This window comes from Catenulispora sp. EB89, from assembly GCF_041261445.1.
Taxonomy (GTDB): Bacteria; Actinomycetota; Actinomycetes; order Streptomycetales; family Catenulisporaceae; genus Catenulispora.
Genome location: NZ_JBGCCU010000019.1, coordinates 69,416 through 85,463, shown reverse-complemented (window position 1 = coordinate 85,463; position 16,048 = coordinate 69,416). Strand labels below are relative to the sequence as shown.

The window sequence follows — 16,048 nt, the reverse complement described above, 5'->3', positions numbered from 1 at the left end:
CCGGCTGGCGCGGTGGGCTTCGCACGTGCGACACGGGGCGTGCGTGCGGGGCATGCATGCGGGGCGTGCGTGCCATGGTGCGGTGCGGGGCTGCGTGCGTGCGTGCGTGCGTGCGTGCGGAGCATTGTGGCCAGCCGATCTCAGCCGCCGCGAACCGTCACCCGCGCCGCCTCATGTACAGCTGGAACGCCCGATACAGCGCCGGCCGCAGCGGCAAATCCCACTCCCCCACGTGCCGCACGGCGTGGCCGCCGGTGCCGACCTTGAACTGGATCAGCCCGACGTGCGGGTCGTCCGGGTCCAGCGTCGGGGTGATGCCGCGCAGGTCGTAGACGTCGCAGCCGGCGGCCAGCGCGTCGCGGATCATCGCCCACTGGCACGCGTTGGAGCCGCGCACCTCGCGCTTGGCGGTCGAGGAGGCGCCGTAGGCGTAGCACGCGTGCGTGCCGACGCGTACCAGCATCGTCGCGGCCACCAGGTCGCCCTCGTGGTGCGCGAAGTAGAGCCGGATACGCTCCGGGTCCTCGGCGCGCATCGCCGCGATCATCGTCTCGAAGTAGCGCGGCGGGCGGGGCGTGAAGTGGTCGCGCTCGGCGGTGTGGACGTAGAGCGCGTGGAAGGCCTGAACATCGTCGCCGACCGTGACCTCGACGCCTTCCTTCGCGGCCTTCCTGATGTTCCGCCGCCACAGCTGGTTCATGCCTCCGAGCACGTCGTCCTCGGTCCGGCCGCTCAGCGGGACCTCGAACTTGTACTGCGGATGCCCGGCCCCGAAGCCGTCCTCAGGGTTCTGCGGCAGCCAGCCGGACTCCCGGAGCACGTTCGCCAGCCGGATGCCGACCAGGTCAGGCTGGCCGGGCAGCGAGGTGAGCCGCCTGACACCAGGATCGGCGAAGCCCTCCTTGACCTGAGCAGCACTCCAGGTATCGGTCCGCACTGGTGGGCCGAGCCGGACGGCGAACGCGCCGTGCGCCTTCAGATGCGCGGCCAGCGGGTCGAGCCAGCGCCGGATATCGCCGGTCCAGTCGATCACCGGCCCCTCGGGCAGGTAGGCCAGCGTCCGGTTCCGCAGACGCGGCACCGGACGGTGCAACACGAGCCCCGCCCCGACCAACTGCTGACCGTCGAACCAGCCCAGCGACTCGCTCCGCCACTCGGTCTTCACCCGGGCCCACGCCGGGGTCTGCAGAAAGCTGACCCACCGCTGGGCCCGCACGAACGCCAGATGCTCGGCAGCGCTGATCGGCCCGACGGTCAAAGTCATTGGTCCAGTCAACGCGGCGCCGCGTTGCCGGCATGTATGGGCTTTTCGATATGCCTGCGATACGCACGCCGCCGCGCGACCGGTCCCTAGCGATCCAGCCAGGCGTTCAGGCTGGTCACGGCATCGCCGACGAGCGGCGCTCCATGCGCGAACCCCACCGCGGTCACGTCGCGAGGCATGAACGCGTAGGAAGCGTCGCGCACCACCGGATCAGCGGCGAGCGCGTCCTGACCGCTACTGAGCCCGCCACGGTTGAAGACCGCGTCGCCGACCAGCAAAGCCTTGCTGGGCTCGTGAAGCAGCACGATGTGCCCGGGGCTGTGGCCCGGCGTGTGAATCACCCGCAGCGCTCCGATCCGCGCGCCGTCCACGACGGTCCGCGTCGCCGCGACCGGCTGCCAGTGCAGCAACGGCAGCCGGTCGACGGCCCGTCCGAACGCCCCGGAACGGCCCGAGCGCGGCACGCGTCCGGCGGCCAGCCACGATGCCTCCAGCTCGTGGATCAGCACCTCGGCATCGCTCCGCGCCGCCACCTCGGCGAGGCCCCGGACGTGGTCGGGGTGCGCATGCGTGATGACGATCCGCCTGACGTCGGCGAGTGTGCGGCCGGTCGACTCGATCGCCTGCCGGATGGCCGTCGGCGCGCTCTTCCAGCCCACGTCGACGAGCGTCAGACCGTCCTCGTCGGCGACGAGGAAACAGTTCTCGCCGTCACCGCGGGTCGGAATCCGCAGGATCCCGGGAGCGAGCTCGCTCATGCGCCGCTCCCCTGTCCGGCCGCCGCCACCGACGGCGAGCTGAGCAGTTCGGCGAGTTCGGCCGGCAGGTAGCCCTGCCGCGCGAGGCGCGGGAGGACCCCGCCGCTGGCGATGATCTCCAGGACGAGCTCCGGCAACACCGGCACCACACCGGACGTCTGCGTGCTCTGATTCGCCCACGTCCCGGTGGCGAGATCGATCTCGGCGATGTCGCCGTCGCGGAACACCGACGTCGCGTCGGGCACCGTCAGGGCCGGCAGGCCCGCGTTGACGGCGTTGCGGAAGAACAACGAGTTGAACTCCTCGGCGATCAACGCCGCCACGCCGAGCTGCCGGAACAGCGCCGCGACCGGCCGGGACGACCCGAGGCCGAAGTTGCGGCCGGCCACCACGACGTCGCCGGGCCGCACCTCGCTGGTCCAACCCGGCCGGACCGCGTAGAAGACCTGCTTCGCCGCCTCGGGGAGATCGAGCTTCATCGCGTCCGGCGGGTACATGTCGTCGGTGGTCAGGCCATGGCCGAAGACCCAGACCCGGCCGCTGACCCGGAGCGCTTGGCCGCTGACTTCGAGATCCTGGCCGCTGGCTTCGAGGTTCTCGTCGCTCATCGCGCGGCCTCCGTCCGGGCGTCCGTGATGTGGCCGGCGACCGCCGAGGCCGCGACCGTGGCCGGGGAGGCCATGTAGATCTCCGCGTCCGGGGATCCCATCCGGCCGGTGAAGTTGCGAGTCGAGGAGGTCAGGCACACCTCGCCGGGCCCGACGACCCCCATGTGGTAGCCGAAGCAGGCCCCGCACGTGGCGTTCGTGACCACGCCGCCGGCATCCGCGATGTCCTGCAGGTAGCCCAGCCGCATCGCGTCGCGGTAGACCTGCTGGCTGGCCGGCGTGACGATCAGCCGAACACCTGGCGCCACCTGCTTGCCGCGCAGCACCTCGGCGGCGATGCGCAGGTCGTCGAGCTGGCCGTTGGCACACGAGCCGATGAACGCCTGGTCGATCCTGCGGGCCTCGATGTCGGTGACCGGCAGGCCGTTGCGCGAGACGGTCCCGGGGCGCGCGACGTACGGCACCAGGCCGGACAGGTCGATCTCGCGCACGTCGGCATAGGTCGCGTCAACGTCCGCCTCAGCGGGTTCGAAGCCTGCGATACCGAGCTCATCGAAGTGCGCCGCGAGCACGTCGTCGAAGGCGAAAGTCGAGAAGTCAGCAGAGATTTCGGCTCCCTGTGTAGCTATGGTGCGCCGATCGTGCAGCGGAATCGACGCCAGGCCGGGGCCGCCGTACTCGAGGTTGAGGTTCGTGGCGTCGCCGTACTCGTTGGCGATGTGCAGGAAGACGTCCTTGCCACTGACCCCCGCCGGCAACTCCCCCACGAACTCGTAGCGGATCGTCGGCGAGACCTGGAACCACGTGCGTCCGGTGCACAGGATCGAGTAGACCTCCGCCGGCCCGAGCCCGCGCGCCGCGGTGTTGTACGCGCCGCCGGCACAGGTGTGGCTGTCGGTGCAGGCCAGCACCTCGCCGGGGCGGGCCAGGCCGTTCTCGGCGATGACCTGGTGGCAGATGCCGTGCCGGCCGACGTCGTAGAACCGTTCGATGCCGAAGTCGGCGGCGAACCCGCGGGCGTTCGGGCCGCCGGCCGCGTCCTTGATCGTCGGCGCCGGGACGGCGTGGTCCATCACGATCGCGACCTTGTCCGGGTCGGCGATCCGCAGCGGCGGCAGCCACATCGTGGCGAACTGCAGGTCGATCAGGACGGTCATGTCGACGTCCACGGTCACGGTGTCGCCGACGGCCACCGAGGCCAGGCCGGCCTTGCGCGCGAGGATGCGCTCGATCATGGTCATGCCGGTACCGGGCATATCAGGCTCCTTGCTCAACCGGCGCGGGCCGGTACTTCTCACCGAGCTCGAACCACTCGGCCATGCCGACGAGGTTGAAGAACTCCTCGGGCCTGGTCGGGACGAACTCGTCGGGCTTGATGCCGCGCAGCTGGCACAGCGCGGTCAGCGCGCCGAGCGCGCTGTGTGCCAGGACGGCGGAGGGGTGGATCGCGACGGCGAAGCCGAGCTGCTGAAGGCGTTCGGCCGACTGTTCCGGCGTGAGGCCGCCGATGACCAGGTTGAGCAGCAGCGGCGCGCGCACCTCGGCGGCGATCCGCTCGATCTCCTCAGTGCTCTGCGGCGCCTCGACGAACAGGATGTCCGCGCCCTCGGCGGCGTACCTGTTGGCCCGCGCGATCGCCTCGTCGAGCCCCAGCGGCCCGCGGGCGTCGGTGCGGGCGATGACCAGCATCGCGTCATCGGTGCGCGCCTCCAGGGCGGCGCCGAGGGTGCGGGCGAAGTCGTCGGCGCCGACCAGCTCCTTGTCGGGCAGGTGGCCGCACTTCTTCGGGAACGCCTGGTCCTCCAGCTGGATCGCGGCGACCCCGGCGTCCTCGTACTCGCGCACGGTCCGGATGACGTTGATCGGCGCGCCATAGCCGGTGTCGGCGTCGGCCAGCAGCGGCACGTCCCCGAGCGCCCGCACCGCCATCCGGGCCCGTTCGACCATCTCGGTCTGGGTGACGAGCCCGATGTCGGGCAGCCCGAATCCGGAAGCTGCGACACCGGCGCCGGTGAGGTAGGCCGCGACGTGGCCGGTGCGCCGGGCCAGCTGGGCACTGATGCCGTCGTAGACGCCCGGGGCGACGACGAGCTGCCGGGCGTCGAGCAGTTCGCGCAGGCGGGCGCGGGCTGGTGTGGTCATGAGTCCTCCGGGGCGAGCGTTGCGGGCTGCGGGGCAAGCGTCATCAGTCCAGCGCCCTTCCGACCGGCGGGGCCAGCAGCGCCACGAGCGGCGCGAGCGAGGGCGCGTCGGCGAGGCCCTGGACGGCCTCGACGATCGCGCCGGCCCGCTCGGGCGCCATGACCCGGTCGGTCAGGCTCCGGAACTTCGCGACCACCTCGTCGTTCGTGATCGGGTCGACGGGGCTGCCGTGCGGGGAGATCACGCGCTCGGTGTCGGTGGATCCGTCGGCGAACGTCAGCGTCACGTGGGTCTGGAAGCGCTCGGTCAGCGGCAGCTCGTCGATCGACCGGTCGAGGGTGACGTGTGTGCGTTCCAGCAGCTCCCAGACGTCGTCGGCGTCGAGCCGGGCCGCGGTGAACTGCTCGGGCAATGCGGTGCCGTCGAGGAGGGTGACCGCGGTGGCGTAGCCGATGTTCATCTGGCCGCCGATCGCCTCCAGCGGACGCTGCGGCGGCCACCAGCCGTGGTGATAGATCACGTCGCCGACGCGGATATCGATGCGCTCGACACTCTCGACGCTCTCGACCCCGTGTCCGGCGAGTCGGCCCCGCAGCGCCTGCGCGGCCTGGACGGCGCCGTGCAGACCGCCCATGACGGCCCAGGACTTCACCATCGCCATCGTGGTCTCCCAGCCCTCCCCCAGGCCCCTGACGATCGCCTCGGGGTCCGTCGGGTGGCCTTCGCCGTAGACCGCGACGTAGCCGCCGTATTCGCGTTCGTAGACCTGGTCGATGCCGGTGTAGCCGCTGGCCGCCAGGGCCGCGGAGTAGAAGCCGTTGCGAGCCGCGAAGCCGTGCTGCATCCGCTTGCCCATCGCCTCGTACTGCGCCGACATCAGGCCCGCCGACTGCGTCGCGGCGAAGCCGAGCGCGTCCTCGGTCTGCGCCGGGTCCAGGCCGCGCAGCTTCGCGCACGCCGCGGCGGCCGAAGAGGCGCCGAAGACCGGCCCCGAGTGCCAGCCGCGCGAGAGCATCGCGGTGCCGCCGATCGAGGAGCCGATCCGCGGGCCCACCTCGAACCCGACCAGCGCGGCCAGCAGCAGCTCGCGGCCGGTGACGTCCCGGCCGGTGTGGCTGGCCGTCGCGAGCAGCGAGGGCACCAGCAGCGAGGCGCTGTGCAGCGGCGCGAGCGGATGGAAGTCGTCCAGCTCGAAGCCTTGGATGTAGGTGCTGTTGAGCAGCGCGGCGCCGACCGGCGTGCTGGTACGGCCGGTGCCGATGACGACCGCGTCGCCGCCGCCCTCGATGCCGAGCACCGCCTCGGTCGCCAGGCGCGACCAGGGCAGCTGTGCGCCGACCAGGGCGCAGCCGAGGCCGTCCAGGAGCAGGTGCGCGGCGCGGGTGCGGACCTCGGCGGGGACGTCGTCCCAGGTGAGGTCGTGGATCCAGGTGACGAGGCGGCCGGTGACGCCTTCGGGGTTGGACGGTGCGCTCATGCCGTCATTGCCGCACGCCCGCCGGCACCGGCACTACTCAACTTGCACAATATGCAAGTATTGGCCGGGTGAGCACGGCGCTACGCGGACTTCAGCTGCTGGAGGCGCTGGCCGGGATGCGCCAGCCGGCGTCGCTGCGCGCGGTCGCCGAGCGCGTGGGGCTGTCGGAGTCGCAGACGTTCCGCGTCCTGCGCGAGCTGGAGCGCGGCGGCTACCTCGACCACCTGGGACGCAGCGGCTACCGCCTGGCCGGCCGGTCGGTCGCGCTGGCCACGCTGATCGGCCCGCGTCCGGCGCTGTTGCGGGCGATCCAGCCGGTCATCACGCGGCTGGCGCAGCTCACCGGCGAGGCGGTGGTGCTGCACCTGCGCTCGGGGGCGACGCGCGTGCTGGTGCTCGGCGTGCCGGCGCCTTCGGGGCCGGTCCTGGACCCGGCGGGGCTGCTCGGCGAGCGGTCGCCGTTGGCGGTCGGGGCGAGCGGGCGGATCATCCTGGCGTATCTGCCCGAGGCGGAGTTGGCGGCGATGGACCTCGGCGGGCTGGATCGCCGGCAGCTGGCCGCGATTCGCGATCGTGGGTACGAGGCGTCGTTCGGCGAGAACCACCCCGGCGTCAACGGCGTGTCGGCGCCGTTGTTGGCTTATCGGGAGGACGCGGACTCTGCCGGCATGGCTCTTGGTTCCATCACGGTCGCCGGGCCCGCCGAACGGCTCTCGGAGGCCGACTTCCCGCGGCTGGTGCCGATGGTGCTGGCCGCGTGCCGCGACCTCGGGCCGCGGCTGGCGTCGATCCTCGGGCCGGATCCCGGCGAAACAGTCCGGGCGCTGGACTTGTAAGGGGCTATAGGGTCTTTCGCATGACACAGCGAACCACTGACGGCAGCGCCGGCGATGCGGACTACGGCACGATCGGCACCAGCTATTCCGCTTACCGGCAGCCGGAACCGCGTATCGGTGCCCTGATAGAGCAGGCTCTGGCCGGGTCACGGACGGTGCTGAACGTCGGGGCCGGGGCGGGCTCGTACGAGTCGGCGGCGTTCGACGTGACCGCGGTCGAGCCCTCGGCGTCGATGCGTGCGCAGCGGCCCGCGCACCTGCCGGCGGCGATCGACGCCGTCGCGGAGAACCTGCCGTTCCCCGACGACGCTTTCGACGGCGCGATGACCACGTTCAGCGTGCACCAGTGGAGCGATCTGAAGGCCGGGCTGCGCGAGATGCGCCGGGTCGCGCGCGGGCCGGTCGCGATCCTGACGTGCGACCCGGATCTGGTGCGCGACTTCTGGCTGTACGAGTACGCGCCGCTGGTCCTGGACACCGAGGCGCGGCGCTACCCGGCGATCGGCGACATCACCGAGGCGCTGGGCGGGCGCAGCGCGGTGACGCCGGTACCGATCCCGGTGGACTGCACCGACGGGTTCAACGAGGCCTACTACGGCCGGCCGGAGCGCCTACTGGACCCGGCGGCGCGGCAGTCGTGCTCGGCGTGGAGCTTCGTCGACGCGGCGACGAGCGAGCAGTACACCGAGCAGCTGCGGCGCGATCTGGAATCAGGAGCCTGGGACGCCCGGTTCGGGCATCTTCGGACGCAGCCGTTCTTGAACGGGTCGCTGGTCCTGGTGCGTGCGGACGTTCAGTAAGTTGGGTTCTCGCAGTCAGCGCACGGTGCGCTCGTAGTGGGCCCGCGCGTCGGCGGTCTTGAACGTGCCATAGACGCGCAGTACTTCGGCGAGCGCCGGGTAGTCGGCGTCCAGCACCTTCGCCGCGCCGTCCAGTTCAGCCGCGGAGGCCACGGCGCGGAGCACCCCCTGCACGGCCGCGACGGGATCGCCGCCCGCGCCCTCGCCGCCGGCCGGCGCCGACCCCGACCCGGCGTGGGCGTTGATGGCCACGGTGCTGCTGCTGCCGGTGGGGGTCTCGTGCACCAGGCGCGCCAGTTCCTCGGCGCGCGCCGCCGGCGGCATGACGACGAACGCCGGGTCGGCGGCCATCTGCTCGACGACGGCCAGCCGGGCCAACACCGCGGGGTTGCTGATCTTGGCCCGGACCCCGCTCATCAGCTGGGAGATCATCGGCGCGGACAGGCCGAGGACGTCGGCCAGCTGGGCCTGGGACAGGGTCAGGCGGTCCAGGAGGCGGCGGAAGCGGTCGCCCAGCGGTTCCCCGTACCACTCGGTCTGTAAAGCGCGGTTGCGCATCACCACGTCGTCGCTCACTGCGTCTCCTCCCGTCCGGCCGCGGTACCTCTTGACGGCCGGCCCGCACTCGCGATAATTTGCATGTGCAATCGCTGCTAATCACTTGCAACCCCAGCTGTGCCGTGAGTTTCGCAGGTTACTGCACTCCCTCGATTCTCGCATGCACACCGCGGATTGCAAACGCATCAGCGCCGGGACCGGGGAGAGGCCGAGGCGCGGAGGCGTGACAGTCGTGCCGCTCGGGGGGCGGTGGCGACGGTGGTGGGGGGCTGGTGGCGGTGCGGCCGGTCGGCGGGCGGGTATCGGGCACCACGCCTCGCCGGCCGGCGCGGAGGCAGCCGCGGGCCAGGGCAACGACGATCCTGGATCCCGCGGGGCACGGAGGAAACGGCGGGCGGATCACAAATCGCCGGTTGTGGATCGCCGATCAGAGCAGGGCCATCACGACCACGCCGACCACGGCCGCCAACACGACGGCGGCAGCCACCAACCCGACCCAGTGCCAGCGGGCGGCCGAGGGCGTCGGTGGAGCGGCACCGGGGTTGGTGGCGGGGGTGGGGACAGGGAAGAGCCGGACACGGTCGATGTCCGACTCGGGCGGCGCCGGGTTCCAGGCCTGACGGCCACCGGAACCGCCGGCGAGTGGCACCGTACGGTTGTGCCAGTCGCCGGACGGGCCGCCGGGTGGCGAGCCCTGGGGTTGCCGGCCGACGACCGCGCCGCCGGAACCGCCGGCGAGGGGAACGGTGCGGTTCTGCCAGCTGCCGGACGCCCCGCTCGATCCGCCGGCCAGCGGCACGGTCCGGCCCTGCCAGTCGCCAGGCGCTTCACCGGACGGTGGACCTGAAGATTTCCAACCGCCGGGCCGTTCACCTGGTGGCGAACCGGGTGCTTGTCGGCCACTCACCCCACCGTCAGACCCACCGCGGGGCCCGGCGCCGGATCCGCCGGAAAGCTGCACGGTCTGCATATGCCAACTACCCGGCGCCCCGCCGGATGGCGAGCCCTGAGCCTGCCCGCCGCTGGCCGCCGGCCCACCCGACGGCGAGCCCTGCGCCTGCCCACCGCCTGCCGGCCTACCCGATGGCGAACCCTGCGCCTGTCCACCGCCTGCCGACCCGCCGGACGGCGAGCCCTGCGCCTGCCCACCGCTGGCCGCCGGCCCACCCGACGGCGAACCCTGCGCCTGCCCACCGCTTGCCGACCCGCCGGATGGCGAACCTTGAGCCCGCCCACCGCTTGCCGACCCGCCGGATGGCGAACCCTGAGCCTGCCCATCGCGACCCGCACCACCGGGCCCGCCGCCCAGCGGCACCGTCCGGCCTTGCCAACCGCCAGGCCCTTCGCCGGACAGCGAACTTTCAGCCTTCCCATCACCGACCGGAATCGTCCGCCGGTCGGCACCAGGCATGCTGCCGAGCACCCGAGTCTGGGTCTCCATGCTCTCCACCGAGCCCGCCCCGGCCGCCGCGCCCTCGGCCGGGTCCGGCGACCACAGCCACTCCAAGCCCACCGTGTCCGCCTCCGCGACCGGCCCGTGCGGCCCCCAACCGGCCGGCAGCGGCCCGATCTGCTCGAACACCTCCACCGGCTCGTCGCTCTCCGGCATCGGCGCGGGGGTGAGCAGCGGCCAGCCGTCCAGGACCTCCGCCAGCCGCTCCAGCGCCGCCGTCGCCGACTCCGGACGCCGCGCCGGTTCCGGGTCGGTCAGCGCCGTGAGCAGCGCCGCCAGGGCCTGGGCGCGCGCGTCGGCCGGCTTCGGCCCGACCATCTCCACGCCAACGAGCCCGGCCGCGTACAAGTCCTGTGCGACGCCCTGGTCCCCGTTCTCCAGCGACTCCGGCGCCAGGTAATCGCGCGTGCCGACGACCATGAACATCCCGGTGATCCGCGGCCGGTCCGGGGTCAGCACCAGGCCGAAGTCCGCCAGCCGCGCCTGCGGCGCCCCGGTCCCGGTCGGCTCCAGCAGCACGTTCGCCGGCTTCACGTCCCGGTGCACTATCCCCTCGGCGTGCACGTGCTCCAGCGCCACCAGCAGCTGCCGCAGCACCTCGGCGCCGTACCGCGCGGGCAGCAGGCCGAGGTCGCGCAGCAGCACGGCCAGCGACCCGCCGCGCACCAGCGGCATCGCCAGCAGCACCTGCTCGTCGTCGGCGGCCCACGCGTAGGGCGTCACGACGTGCGGGTGCTCCAGCCGCACGCCCTGCTCGAACACCGCCCGCACCAGCGTCGCAGCCTCCGGACGCCGGATCAGCTTGGCCGCGCAGTACTCGCCGCGCTTGCGGTCGAAGGCGCGCCACACCTCTCCGGAACCGCCGGAGCCGATGCTGTCGATCAGGACATAGCGTCCCGCGACGACCTCGAACACCTGGTCCCCCTCGCCTCCCGGCACACACCCATCCGCTGCTCAGCTTAGGTCAACATCGCTATCCATCCCGAAACTCACCGTGCTGGCCGCTACTCAAGACGGGGGATAGCACGGTGTTGTCACACCCCGCGCAGGACAAGCATGGACCCGTGACGAAATACACGAGTCCGACACTGGCGGCGGTTTTGACCGGGGTGCTGGCGACGTCCGTGGTGGCCGCGACCGCCGTCCCGGCGTCGGCAACAACATCGCCGTCGGCCGGCACCAACCTCAACGGGGTCTGGCGCACCGACGGGTACAGCACCATCGTGCGCATCACCGGCGGCACCTACGAGCTCTACGACACGACCGCGATCAGCTGCATCCGCGACACCACCTCCGACGGCGATGGCAGCGTCTCGACCTTCACCGCCGGCCCGGGCCCCGACCACGCCCGCTGGCACATCGACGCGAACGTCAACTACCGCGATCTCACTCGGCTGCCGTCCCTGCCCGCGGCTTGCACACAAGCCACCCCGGCGACGCCGATCGAGACGTTCGACGTCTTCTGGCGGACCTTCGCAGAGAACTACCCCTTCTTCGCGCAGCGCGGCATCGACTGGAAGCACGTCTACGACACCTACCGGCCGCAGGTCACCGCGACGACCACCGACGCGCAACTCCGCGACATCTTCGCGGCCATGATCACCCCGCTGCACGATGCGCACGTCGGCCTGGTCGCCGACGGGGTCCGGGTCTTCTCCGCACGCCCCGGCACCCAGGTCCCGAACGACGACCTGGACGCGCAGACCGTCGCCCTGATCAAGCACGCCGACCTGGCCGACGCCACCTCGCCGCTCCAGACCTGGTGCCAGGACCGCGTCGGGTTCGCCACGCTGCCCGGCAACGTCGGCTACCTGCGCGTCGCGGGCTTCACCGGCTTCACGTCGGCCGACACGTCCGCCGCCAACGCCGCCGCGTTCAGCTCCGCCCTCGACGCCATCTTCACCGCCGACCGCACCACCGGCCCGAACCGCTTGCGCGGCCTGGTGCTCGACGTGCGCATCAACGGCGGCGGCGACGATCCGTTGGGCCTGATGCTGGCTTCGCGGCTGACCGGGCACACGTTCTTCGCGTACGCCAAGCAGACGCGCAACGATCCGACCGACCCGGAGCGCTTCACCACGCCGCAGCCGTTCGTCGTCCATCCGTCGGCGGCGCCGCACTACACCGGGCCGATCTCGATCCTGGCCGGCGGCTCGACGTTCAGCGCCGGCGAGACGGTCACGCAGGCGCTGCTCAACCGCTCCCCGCGGCCGGTCGTCGTCGGCGAGAACACGCAAGGTGTGTTCTCCGACATCCTCGATCGGCAGCTGCCCAACGGCTGGATGTTCGGACTGCCCGACGAGGAGTACCTCACGCCGTCGGGGCGTACGTACGACGTCGCCGGGATCCCGCCGGACGTCACGGTGCCGACGCTGACGCCGGAGCAGTTCGCCGACGGTACGGACCCGGCGTTCCGGGTCGCGCTGGACGCCCTCGGGCGACGGTGACGGCCGGCACCACCGACCACGCCACCGACTACGCCACCGACTAAAGGACGCGACGCGCGCCACCTTGATCGGCAACAATCCACACGTGGCCGCATTCAGCATCGACGAGACCGAGCACAGCGCGTCCCCGGCGTCCCGGTCCGCGTCGACCGCGCTGGCCGCCCGGGCCTTCGGCTCGGTCCCGCCGACGGTGCTGGTGCTGCTGGGCATCCTGAGCACCCAGTTGGGCGCGGCGCTGGCCAAGCACCTGTTCGGCGCGGTCGGCGGCTTCGGGGCGGTGGCGCTGCGGCTGTTCTTCGCCGCGGCGGTGCTGATGGGGTTCTGGCGTCCGACGCTGCGCATGGAGCGCCGGGCCTGGACGACCGTGCTCGGCTACGGCGTGGTCCTGGGCTCGATGAACCTGTGCTTCTACCAGTCGCTGGCCCGGATTCCGCTGGGCATCGCGGTGACGACCGAGTTCCTGGGTCCGCTGGCCGTGGCGCTGGCCGGGTCGCGGCGGTGGCTGGACGCGCTGTGGGCGGTGCTCGCCGGCGGCGGCGTGCTACTGCTGACCGAGGGCGGCGGCAAGGTCGACCTGGTCGGCGTCCTGTTCGCGCTCGGCGCCGGCCTGTTCTGGGGCCTGTACATCCTGATGGGAGCCGCGCTCGGCCGGCACACCAGCGAAGGCGACGGCCTGGCGCTCGGCATGGCCGTCGCCGCCCTGCTGGCCGTGCCGTTCGGCGTGGTCAGCGGCGGCACGGCGCTGCTGCGGCCGTGGGTGCTGCTGGTCGGGCTCGGCGTGGCGCTGCTGTCGTCGGTGCTGCCGTACTCGCTGGACCTGGAGGCGCTGCGCAAGATCCCGCCGCGCGTGTTCGGGATCCTGATGAGCCTGGAGCCGGCGGTGGCGGCGCTGATCGGGCTGATGGTGCTCGGGGAGTCGCTGGGGCTGTCGCAGTGGATCGCGGTGTTGTGTGTGGTGGTGGCTTCGGCGGGGGCCACCCGGGGCGCCAGTCGGACGTCTGACGACCAACGATGAATCAAAAGGCTGCTGCTCGAAAAACTCTCAAGGAGTAAGGCAGCGTCAAGGCCCGTCCATCCAATAGCGTATGCGTGTTCTGGGCGCCCGTGGATGCCACACACGGCGCCGAAACCACGCACAGGGATGGGGATCCATGCAGAAACCGACGTCCACGAACGGACGGAGAATCGCCGCCGCGGTGTTCCTCGGCGCGGCCTCCACCGCGATGGTGGCGGGTACGGCTCACGCGGACGGCGTCACCGGCGCCAAGTTCGAGAACACCGGGGCCGGCGGCTACGTGCCGATGACCGACGACTCCCCGGACCACCCGTCGAACGCCCGGCTGATAGGTCTGGCGGTGCCGGGAAGCAGCAACGAGCTGTGGACCTACTGCATTCAGAAGACGGTTGTGCTCAACCAGGACGAGACGTACAACGAGCACGCCTGGAGCGACGCCGGAACCGGTATCTCCACGCAGCACCTCGAGGGGATCAAGTGGATCCTCAACAACTCCTACCCGCAGCTCGACCTGGGCCACCTGGCCAGCAATTCGGGAGTCAGCGGTCTGACGGACAAGGAGGCCGCCGAGGGCACGCAGGCGGCGATCTGGAACCTCTCCGAGGACGGCAAGACCGCGCTGGACACGGCGGCTGAGAAGGACCAGGCGGTCATCGACCTCTACAACTACCTGGTCTCCGCCGCGACGAACACGAACAATCTGCACGATGCGCCGCCGCAGGCCTCGCTCAGCCTGGCCCCGGCGTCGAAGGCCGCGCCGCAGGCGGGGTCCAAGGTCGCGTTCACCCTGGTCAGCAACACCTCGGCCGGGTCGATCTCGGTCGCGCTGAACGATGCGCACAAGACCGGCGCCAAGCTGGTGGACGCCACCGGCAAGGCCATCGCCGCGCATGCGACGTTCAAGGCCGGCGACACCGTCTACGTGCAGCTGCCGAACACGCCGACCAGCGGCGACGTCTCCCTGACCGCCACGGGCACCGTCAGCGGCATCCAGGCGGGCCGGGTGTTCCTGAGCGCCGACGGTGCACCGTCGCAGAACCTGATCCTCGCGCAGGCGCAGAGCGTCCCGGTGTCCGCGAGCGCCGACGTCAAGTGGGTCCCGGCGACCGTGCCGACGACCACTCCCAGCAGCTCGCCGTCGACAGCGCCGAGCTCGCACCCCTCCACGTCCGCGCCAAGTACGCACCCGTCGACCACTCCGAGCGCGTCAGCTTCCACGCCCACCACCCCGACCACCCCGACCACCGGCGGCCTGGCCCACACCGGCGCCGGGAACACCGCGCCGCTGGCCGGCGGGGCGCTGGCGCTGGTCGCGGCGGGCGGGGGGATGATGGTTTACACCCGCCGCACCAAGAAGCAGGGCTCGCATTCGTGATGCGGTAGCACTCCCACTGCACCCCGCGCGGCACGTATTGCGTGGTGCGTCGGAGCCCCGTGGCGCCGGGAATCCCAGGCTGCTGCGGGGCTTTCGGCTTTGCTGTTAGCTCTAGTCGTAGGACTGGAGATAGGGCGACCGGTTGCCAGATGGCTCTCAAGTAGCCGCCAGGTGGGAGTCAGTTGGCCGCCGTCCCCGCGAACCCGTACCGCATCATCCGCAGCAATCGCCGCGCGTGTCCGGGGCCGGTTCCGGCGATCGCGGCCGCGTATGTCAGGGCCAGCAGTTCGTCGACGGTGACGTCGGGGCTCACCGCGCCGGCCTCGCGGGCGCGCTCGTACAGGTCGCCTGCGACCGTGCGCATGACTGTGTGCCAGGCGTCGAAGAGTTCGGTGCGGCGTTCGGCGCTGTTCTCCGTTCCGGCGAGGGCGAGCGCGCGCTTGGTCGCGACGTGGACCACGAACCGGTCCAGCCACATGAACAGCGCCTCCTCCGGCGCTGCCGCCTCCAGGAGCATCGCGCCGCTGGTGCACAGATCCGCGACCTCGTCGACGTAGACCGCCACGATCAGGTCGGCACGGGTGGGGAAGTTGCGGTAGAGCGTGGCGTTGCCGACGCCGGCACGGCGCGCGACCTCGTCGAGGGCGACGTCGAGACCTTGCTCGTCGAACAGCTCCTTCGCAGCCGCGACCAAGGCCTGGACGTTCTTCGCTGCGTCGGCGCGCAGGGGACGCCGCGGCGCTGCGGGTTTCGGGTCCGCTGCCGGTGCCTTGCGATCGGCCATCGTCACGTCCTCGGTTGCTAAATGGGGAACTCCCCACTTAGCCTAACGCACCATGACGCTCTCCTGGGAAGACCACGTCGCGATCAACGAACTGATCGCCCTGCACGGCCACCTGTGCGACAACGGCGACCTCGACCGCCTGGACGAGGTGTTCACCCCCGACATCGCCTACGACGTAAGCGACTACGGCTTCGGCATCCTGCACGGCCTCGCCGCGAACCGCGACGCCGCACTGGCGCTGGGCGACCGGAACCCGGTCGGACACCACGTCACGAACGTGATCCTCACCGAGCACTCCCCCAACCTGGTCCACGCGAAGTCCAAAGGCATCGGCATCGCGAAGAACGGCACCTGCGGAAGCGTGACGTACGACGACACCGTCGTACGACTGGAGCACGGATGGCGCATCAGCGAACGAATCGTGCGCGCCCGCCGCGTGCCCCTCAGCGGCTGACTCACCCGAACGGCCACACCACGGTGGGCCACGCACGGCGGCGGACGCTAGCGTCCGCAGTGGCGGCGGCCGCAGAG

15 protein-coding genes are annotated in these 16,048 nt (G+C 71.5%); 6 read left to right on the top strand and 9 right to left on the bottom strand.

The window, feature by feature from the left end; genetic code table 11:
• Positions 1-157 precede the first annotated feature (157 nt).
• The 6 genes from ABH920_RS33040 to ABH920_RS33015 all read right to left on the bottom strand — a co-directional run bounded on the left by ABH920_RS33040 (position 158) and on the right by ABH920_RS33015 (position 6,249).
• The gene (locus ABH920_RS33040) at positions 158-1,264 is read right to left on the bottom strand and encodes a lipid II:glycine glycyltransferase FemX (RefSeq protein ID WP_370353151.1); all 1,107 of its coding nucleotides are present in this window, start codon (positions 1,262-1,264) and stop codon (positions 158-160) included.
• 86 nt (positions 1,265-1,350) lie between these two features.
• Positions 1,351-2,022, bottom strand: coding sequence for an MBL fold metallo-hydrolase (locus ABH920_RS33035; RefSeq protein WP_370353150.1), 672 nt, complete (start codon positions 2,020-2,022; stop codon positions 1,351-1,353).
• Entirely contained in the window at positions 2,019-2,519 is a 501-nt protein-coding gene (locus ABH920_RS33030) for a 3-isopropylmalate dehydratase (protein WP_370353280.1), read from the bottom strand. Before ABH920_RS33030 ends, ABH920_RS33035 begins: the two co-directional genes overlap by 4 nt.
• 107 nt (positions 2,520-2,626) lie before the next feature.
• On the bottom strand, positions 2,627-3,886 hold the full coding sequence (locus ABH920_RS33025) for an aconitase/3-isopropylmalate dehydratase large subunit family protein (RefSeq protein ID WP_370353149.1): 1,260 nt from the start codon (positions 3,884-3,886) through the stop codon (positions 2,627-2,629).
• A 1-nt stretch (position 3,887) separates the two neighbouring features.
• A complete protein-coding gene (locus ABH920_RS33020; RefSeq protein ID WP_370353148.1) occupies positions 3,888-4,772 on the bottom strand; it encodes an oxaloacetate decarboxylase in 885 nt (294 codons plus the stop codon).
• A gap of 43 nt (positions 4,773-4,815) precedes the next feature.
• Positions 4,816-6,249 (bottom strand): MmgE/PrpD family protein, encoded by a 1,434-nt coding sequence (locus tag ABH920_RS33015; RefSeq protein WP_370353147.1) that lies wholly within the window; start codon positions 6,247-6,249, stop codon positions 4,816-4,818.
• 68 nt (positions 6,250-6,317) lie between these two features.
• Between ABH920_RS33015 and ABH920_RS33010 the strand changes: the two genes are divergently transcribed.
• Together ABH920_RS33010 and ABH920_RS33005 are read left to right on the top strand one after the other, a co-directional pair.
• The gene (locus tag ABH920_RS33010; protein WP_370353146.1) at positions 6,318-7,085 is read left to right on the top strand and encodes an IclR family transcriptional regulator; all 768 of its coding nucleotides are present in this window, start codon (positions 6,318-6,320) and stop codon (positions 7,083-7,085) included.
• 20 nt (positions 7,086-7,105) lie between these two features.
• A complete protein-coding gene (locus ABH920_RS33005; RefSeq protein WP_370353145.1) occupies positions 7,106-7,885 on the top strand; it encodes a class I SAM-dependent methyltransferase in 780 nt (259 codons plus the stop codon).
• A gap of 15 nt (positions 7,886-7,900) precedes the next feature.
• Here the strand turns inward: ABH920_RS33005 and ABH920_RS33000 are convergent, their stop codons facing one another.
• Both ABH920_RS33000 and ABH920_RS32995 read right to left on the bottom strand, forming a co-directional pair.
• Positions 7,901-8,461, bottom strand: a complete 561-nt coding sequence (locus ABH920_RS33000; protein WP_370353144.1) for a helix-turn-helix domain-containing protein — start codon at positions 8,459-8,461, stop codon at positions 7,901-7,903.
• Between the two features lie 409 nt (positions 8,462-8,870).
• The gene (locus ABH920_RS32995; protein WP_370353143.1) at positions 8,871-10,835 is read right to left on the bottom strand and encodes a protein kinase; all 1,965 of its coding nucleotides are present in this window, start codon (positions 10,833-10,835) and stop codon (positions 8,871-8,873) included.
• 125 nt (positions 10,836-10,960) lie between these two features.
• Between ABH920_RS32995 and ABH920_RS32990 the strand changes: the two genes are divergently transcribed.
• The 3 genes from ABH920_RS32990 to ABH920_RS32980 all read left to right on the top strand — a co-directional run bounded on the left by ABH920_RS32990 (position 10,961) and on the right by ABH920_RS32980 (position 14,733).
• A complete protein-coding gene (locus tag ABH920_RS32990; protein WP_370353142.1) occupies positions 10,961-12,343 on the top strand; it encodes a S41 family peptidase in 1,383 nt (460 codons plus the stop codon).
• A gap of 85 nt (positions 12,344-12,428) precedes the next feature.
• Positions 12,429-13,358: a DMT family transporter gene (locus tag ABH920_RS32985; protein WP_370353141.1), complete on the top strand. Its 930-nt coding sequence runs from the start codon at positions 12,429-12,431 to the stop codon at positions 13,356-13,358.
• A gap of 136 nt (positions 13,359-13,494) precedes the next feature.
• Positions 13,495-14,733 carry a Cys-Gln thioester bond-forming surface protein gene (locus tag ABH920_RS32980; protein ID WP_370353140.1) on the top strand — a complete coding sequence of 413 codons (1,239 nt, stop codon included), beginning with the start codon at positions 13,495-13,497 and terminating at the stop codon, positions 14,731-14,733.
• 178 nt (positions 14,734-14,911) lie between these two features.
• Here the strand turns inward: ABH920_RS32980 and ABH920_RS32975 are convergent, their stop codons facing one another.
• A complete protein-coding gene (locus ABH920_RS32975; protein WP_370353139.1) occupies positions 14,912-15,517 on the bottom strand; it encodes a TetR/AcrR family transcriptional regulator in 606 nt (201 codons plus the stop codon).
• A gap of 52 nt (positions 15,518-15,569) precedes the next feature.
• Here ABH920_RS32975 and ABH920_RS32970 point away from each other — a divergent pair, with 52 nt between their 5' ends.
• The gene (locus ABH920_RS32970; protein ID WP_370353138.1) at positions 15,570-15,971 is read left to right on the top strand and encodes a nuclear transport factor 2 family protein; all 402 of its coding nucleotides are present in this window, start codon (positions 15,570-15,572) and stop codon (positions 15,969-15,971) included.
• The last annotated feature ends 77 nt before the right edge of the window (positions 15,972-16,048 follow it).

Bases quoted from the DNA above. Each gene is read 5' to 3' on its own strand.
- ABH920_RS33040 (WP_370353151.1), bottom strand. From the start codon at position 1,264: ATGACTTTGACCGTCGGGCCGATCAGCGCTGCCGAGCATCTGGCGTTC.
- ABH920_RS33035 (WP_370353150.1), bottom strand. From the start codon at position 2,022: ATGAGCGAGCTCGCTCCCGGGATCCTGCGGATTCCGACCCGCGGTGAC.
- ABH920_RS33030 (WP_370353280.1), bottom strand. From the start codon at position 2,519: ATGTACCCGCCGGACGCGATGAAGCTCGATCTCCCCGAGGCGGCGAAG.
- ABH920_RS33025 (WP_370353149.1), bottom strand. From the start codon at position 3,886: ATGCCCGGTACCGGCATGACCATGATCGAGCGCATCCTCGCGCGCAAG.
- ABH920_RS33020 (WP_370353148.1), bottom strand. From the start codon at position 4,772: ATGACCACACCAGCCCGCGCCCGCCTGCGCGAACTGCTCGACGCCCGG.
- ABH920_RS33015 (WP_370353147.1), bottom strand. From the start codon at position 6,249: ATGAGCGCACCGTCCAACCCCGAAGGCGTCACCGGCCGCCTCGTCACC.
- ABH920_RS33005 (WP_370353145.1), top strand. From the start codon at position 7,106: ATGACACAGCGAACCACTGACGGCAGCGCCGGCGATGCGGACTACGGC.
- ABH920_RS32980 (WP_370353140.1), top strand. From the start codon at position 13,495: ATGCAGAAACCGACGTCCACGAACGGACGGAGAATCGCCGCCGCGGTG.
- ABH920_RS32975 (WP_370353139.1), bottom strand. From the start codon at position 15,517: ATGGCCGATCGCAAGGCACCGGCAGCGGACCCGAAACCCGCAGCGCCG.
- ABH920_RS32970 (WP_370353138.1), top strand. From the start codon at position 15,570: ATGACGCTCTCCTGGGAAGACCACGTCGCGATCAACGAACTGATCGCC.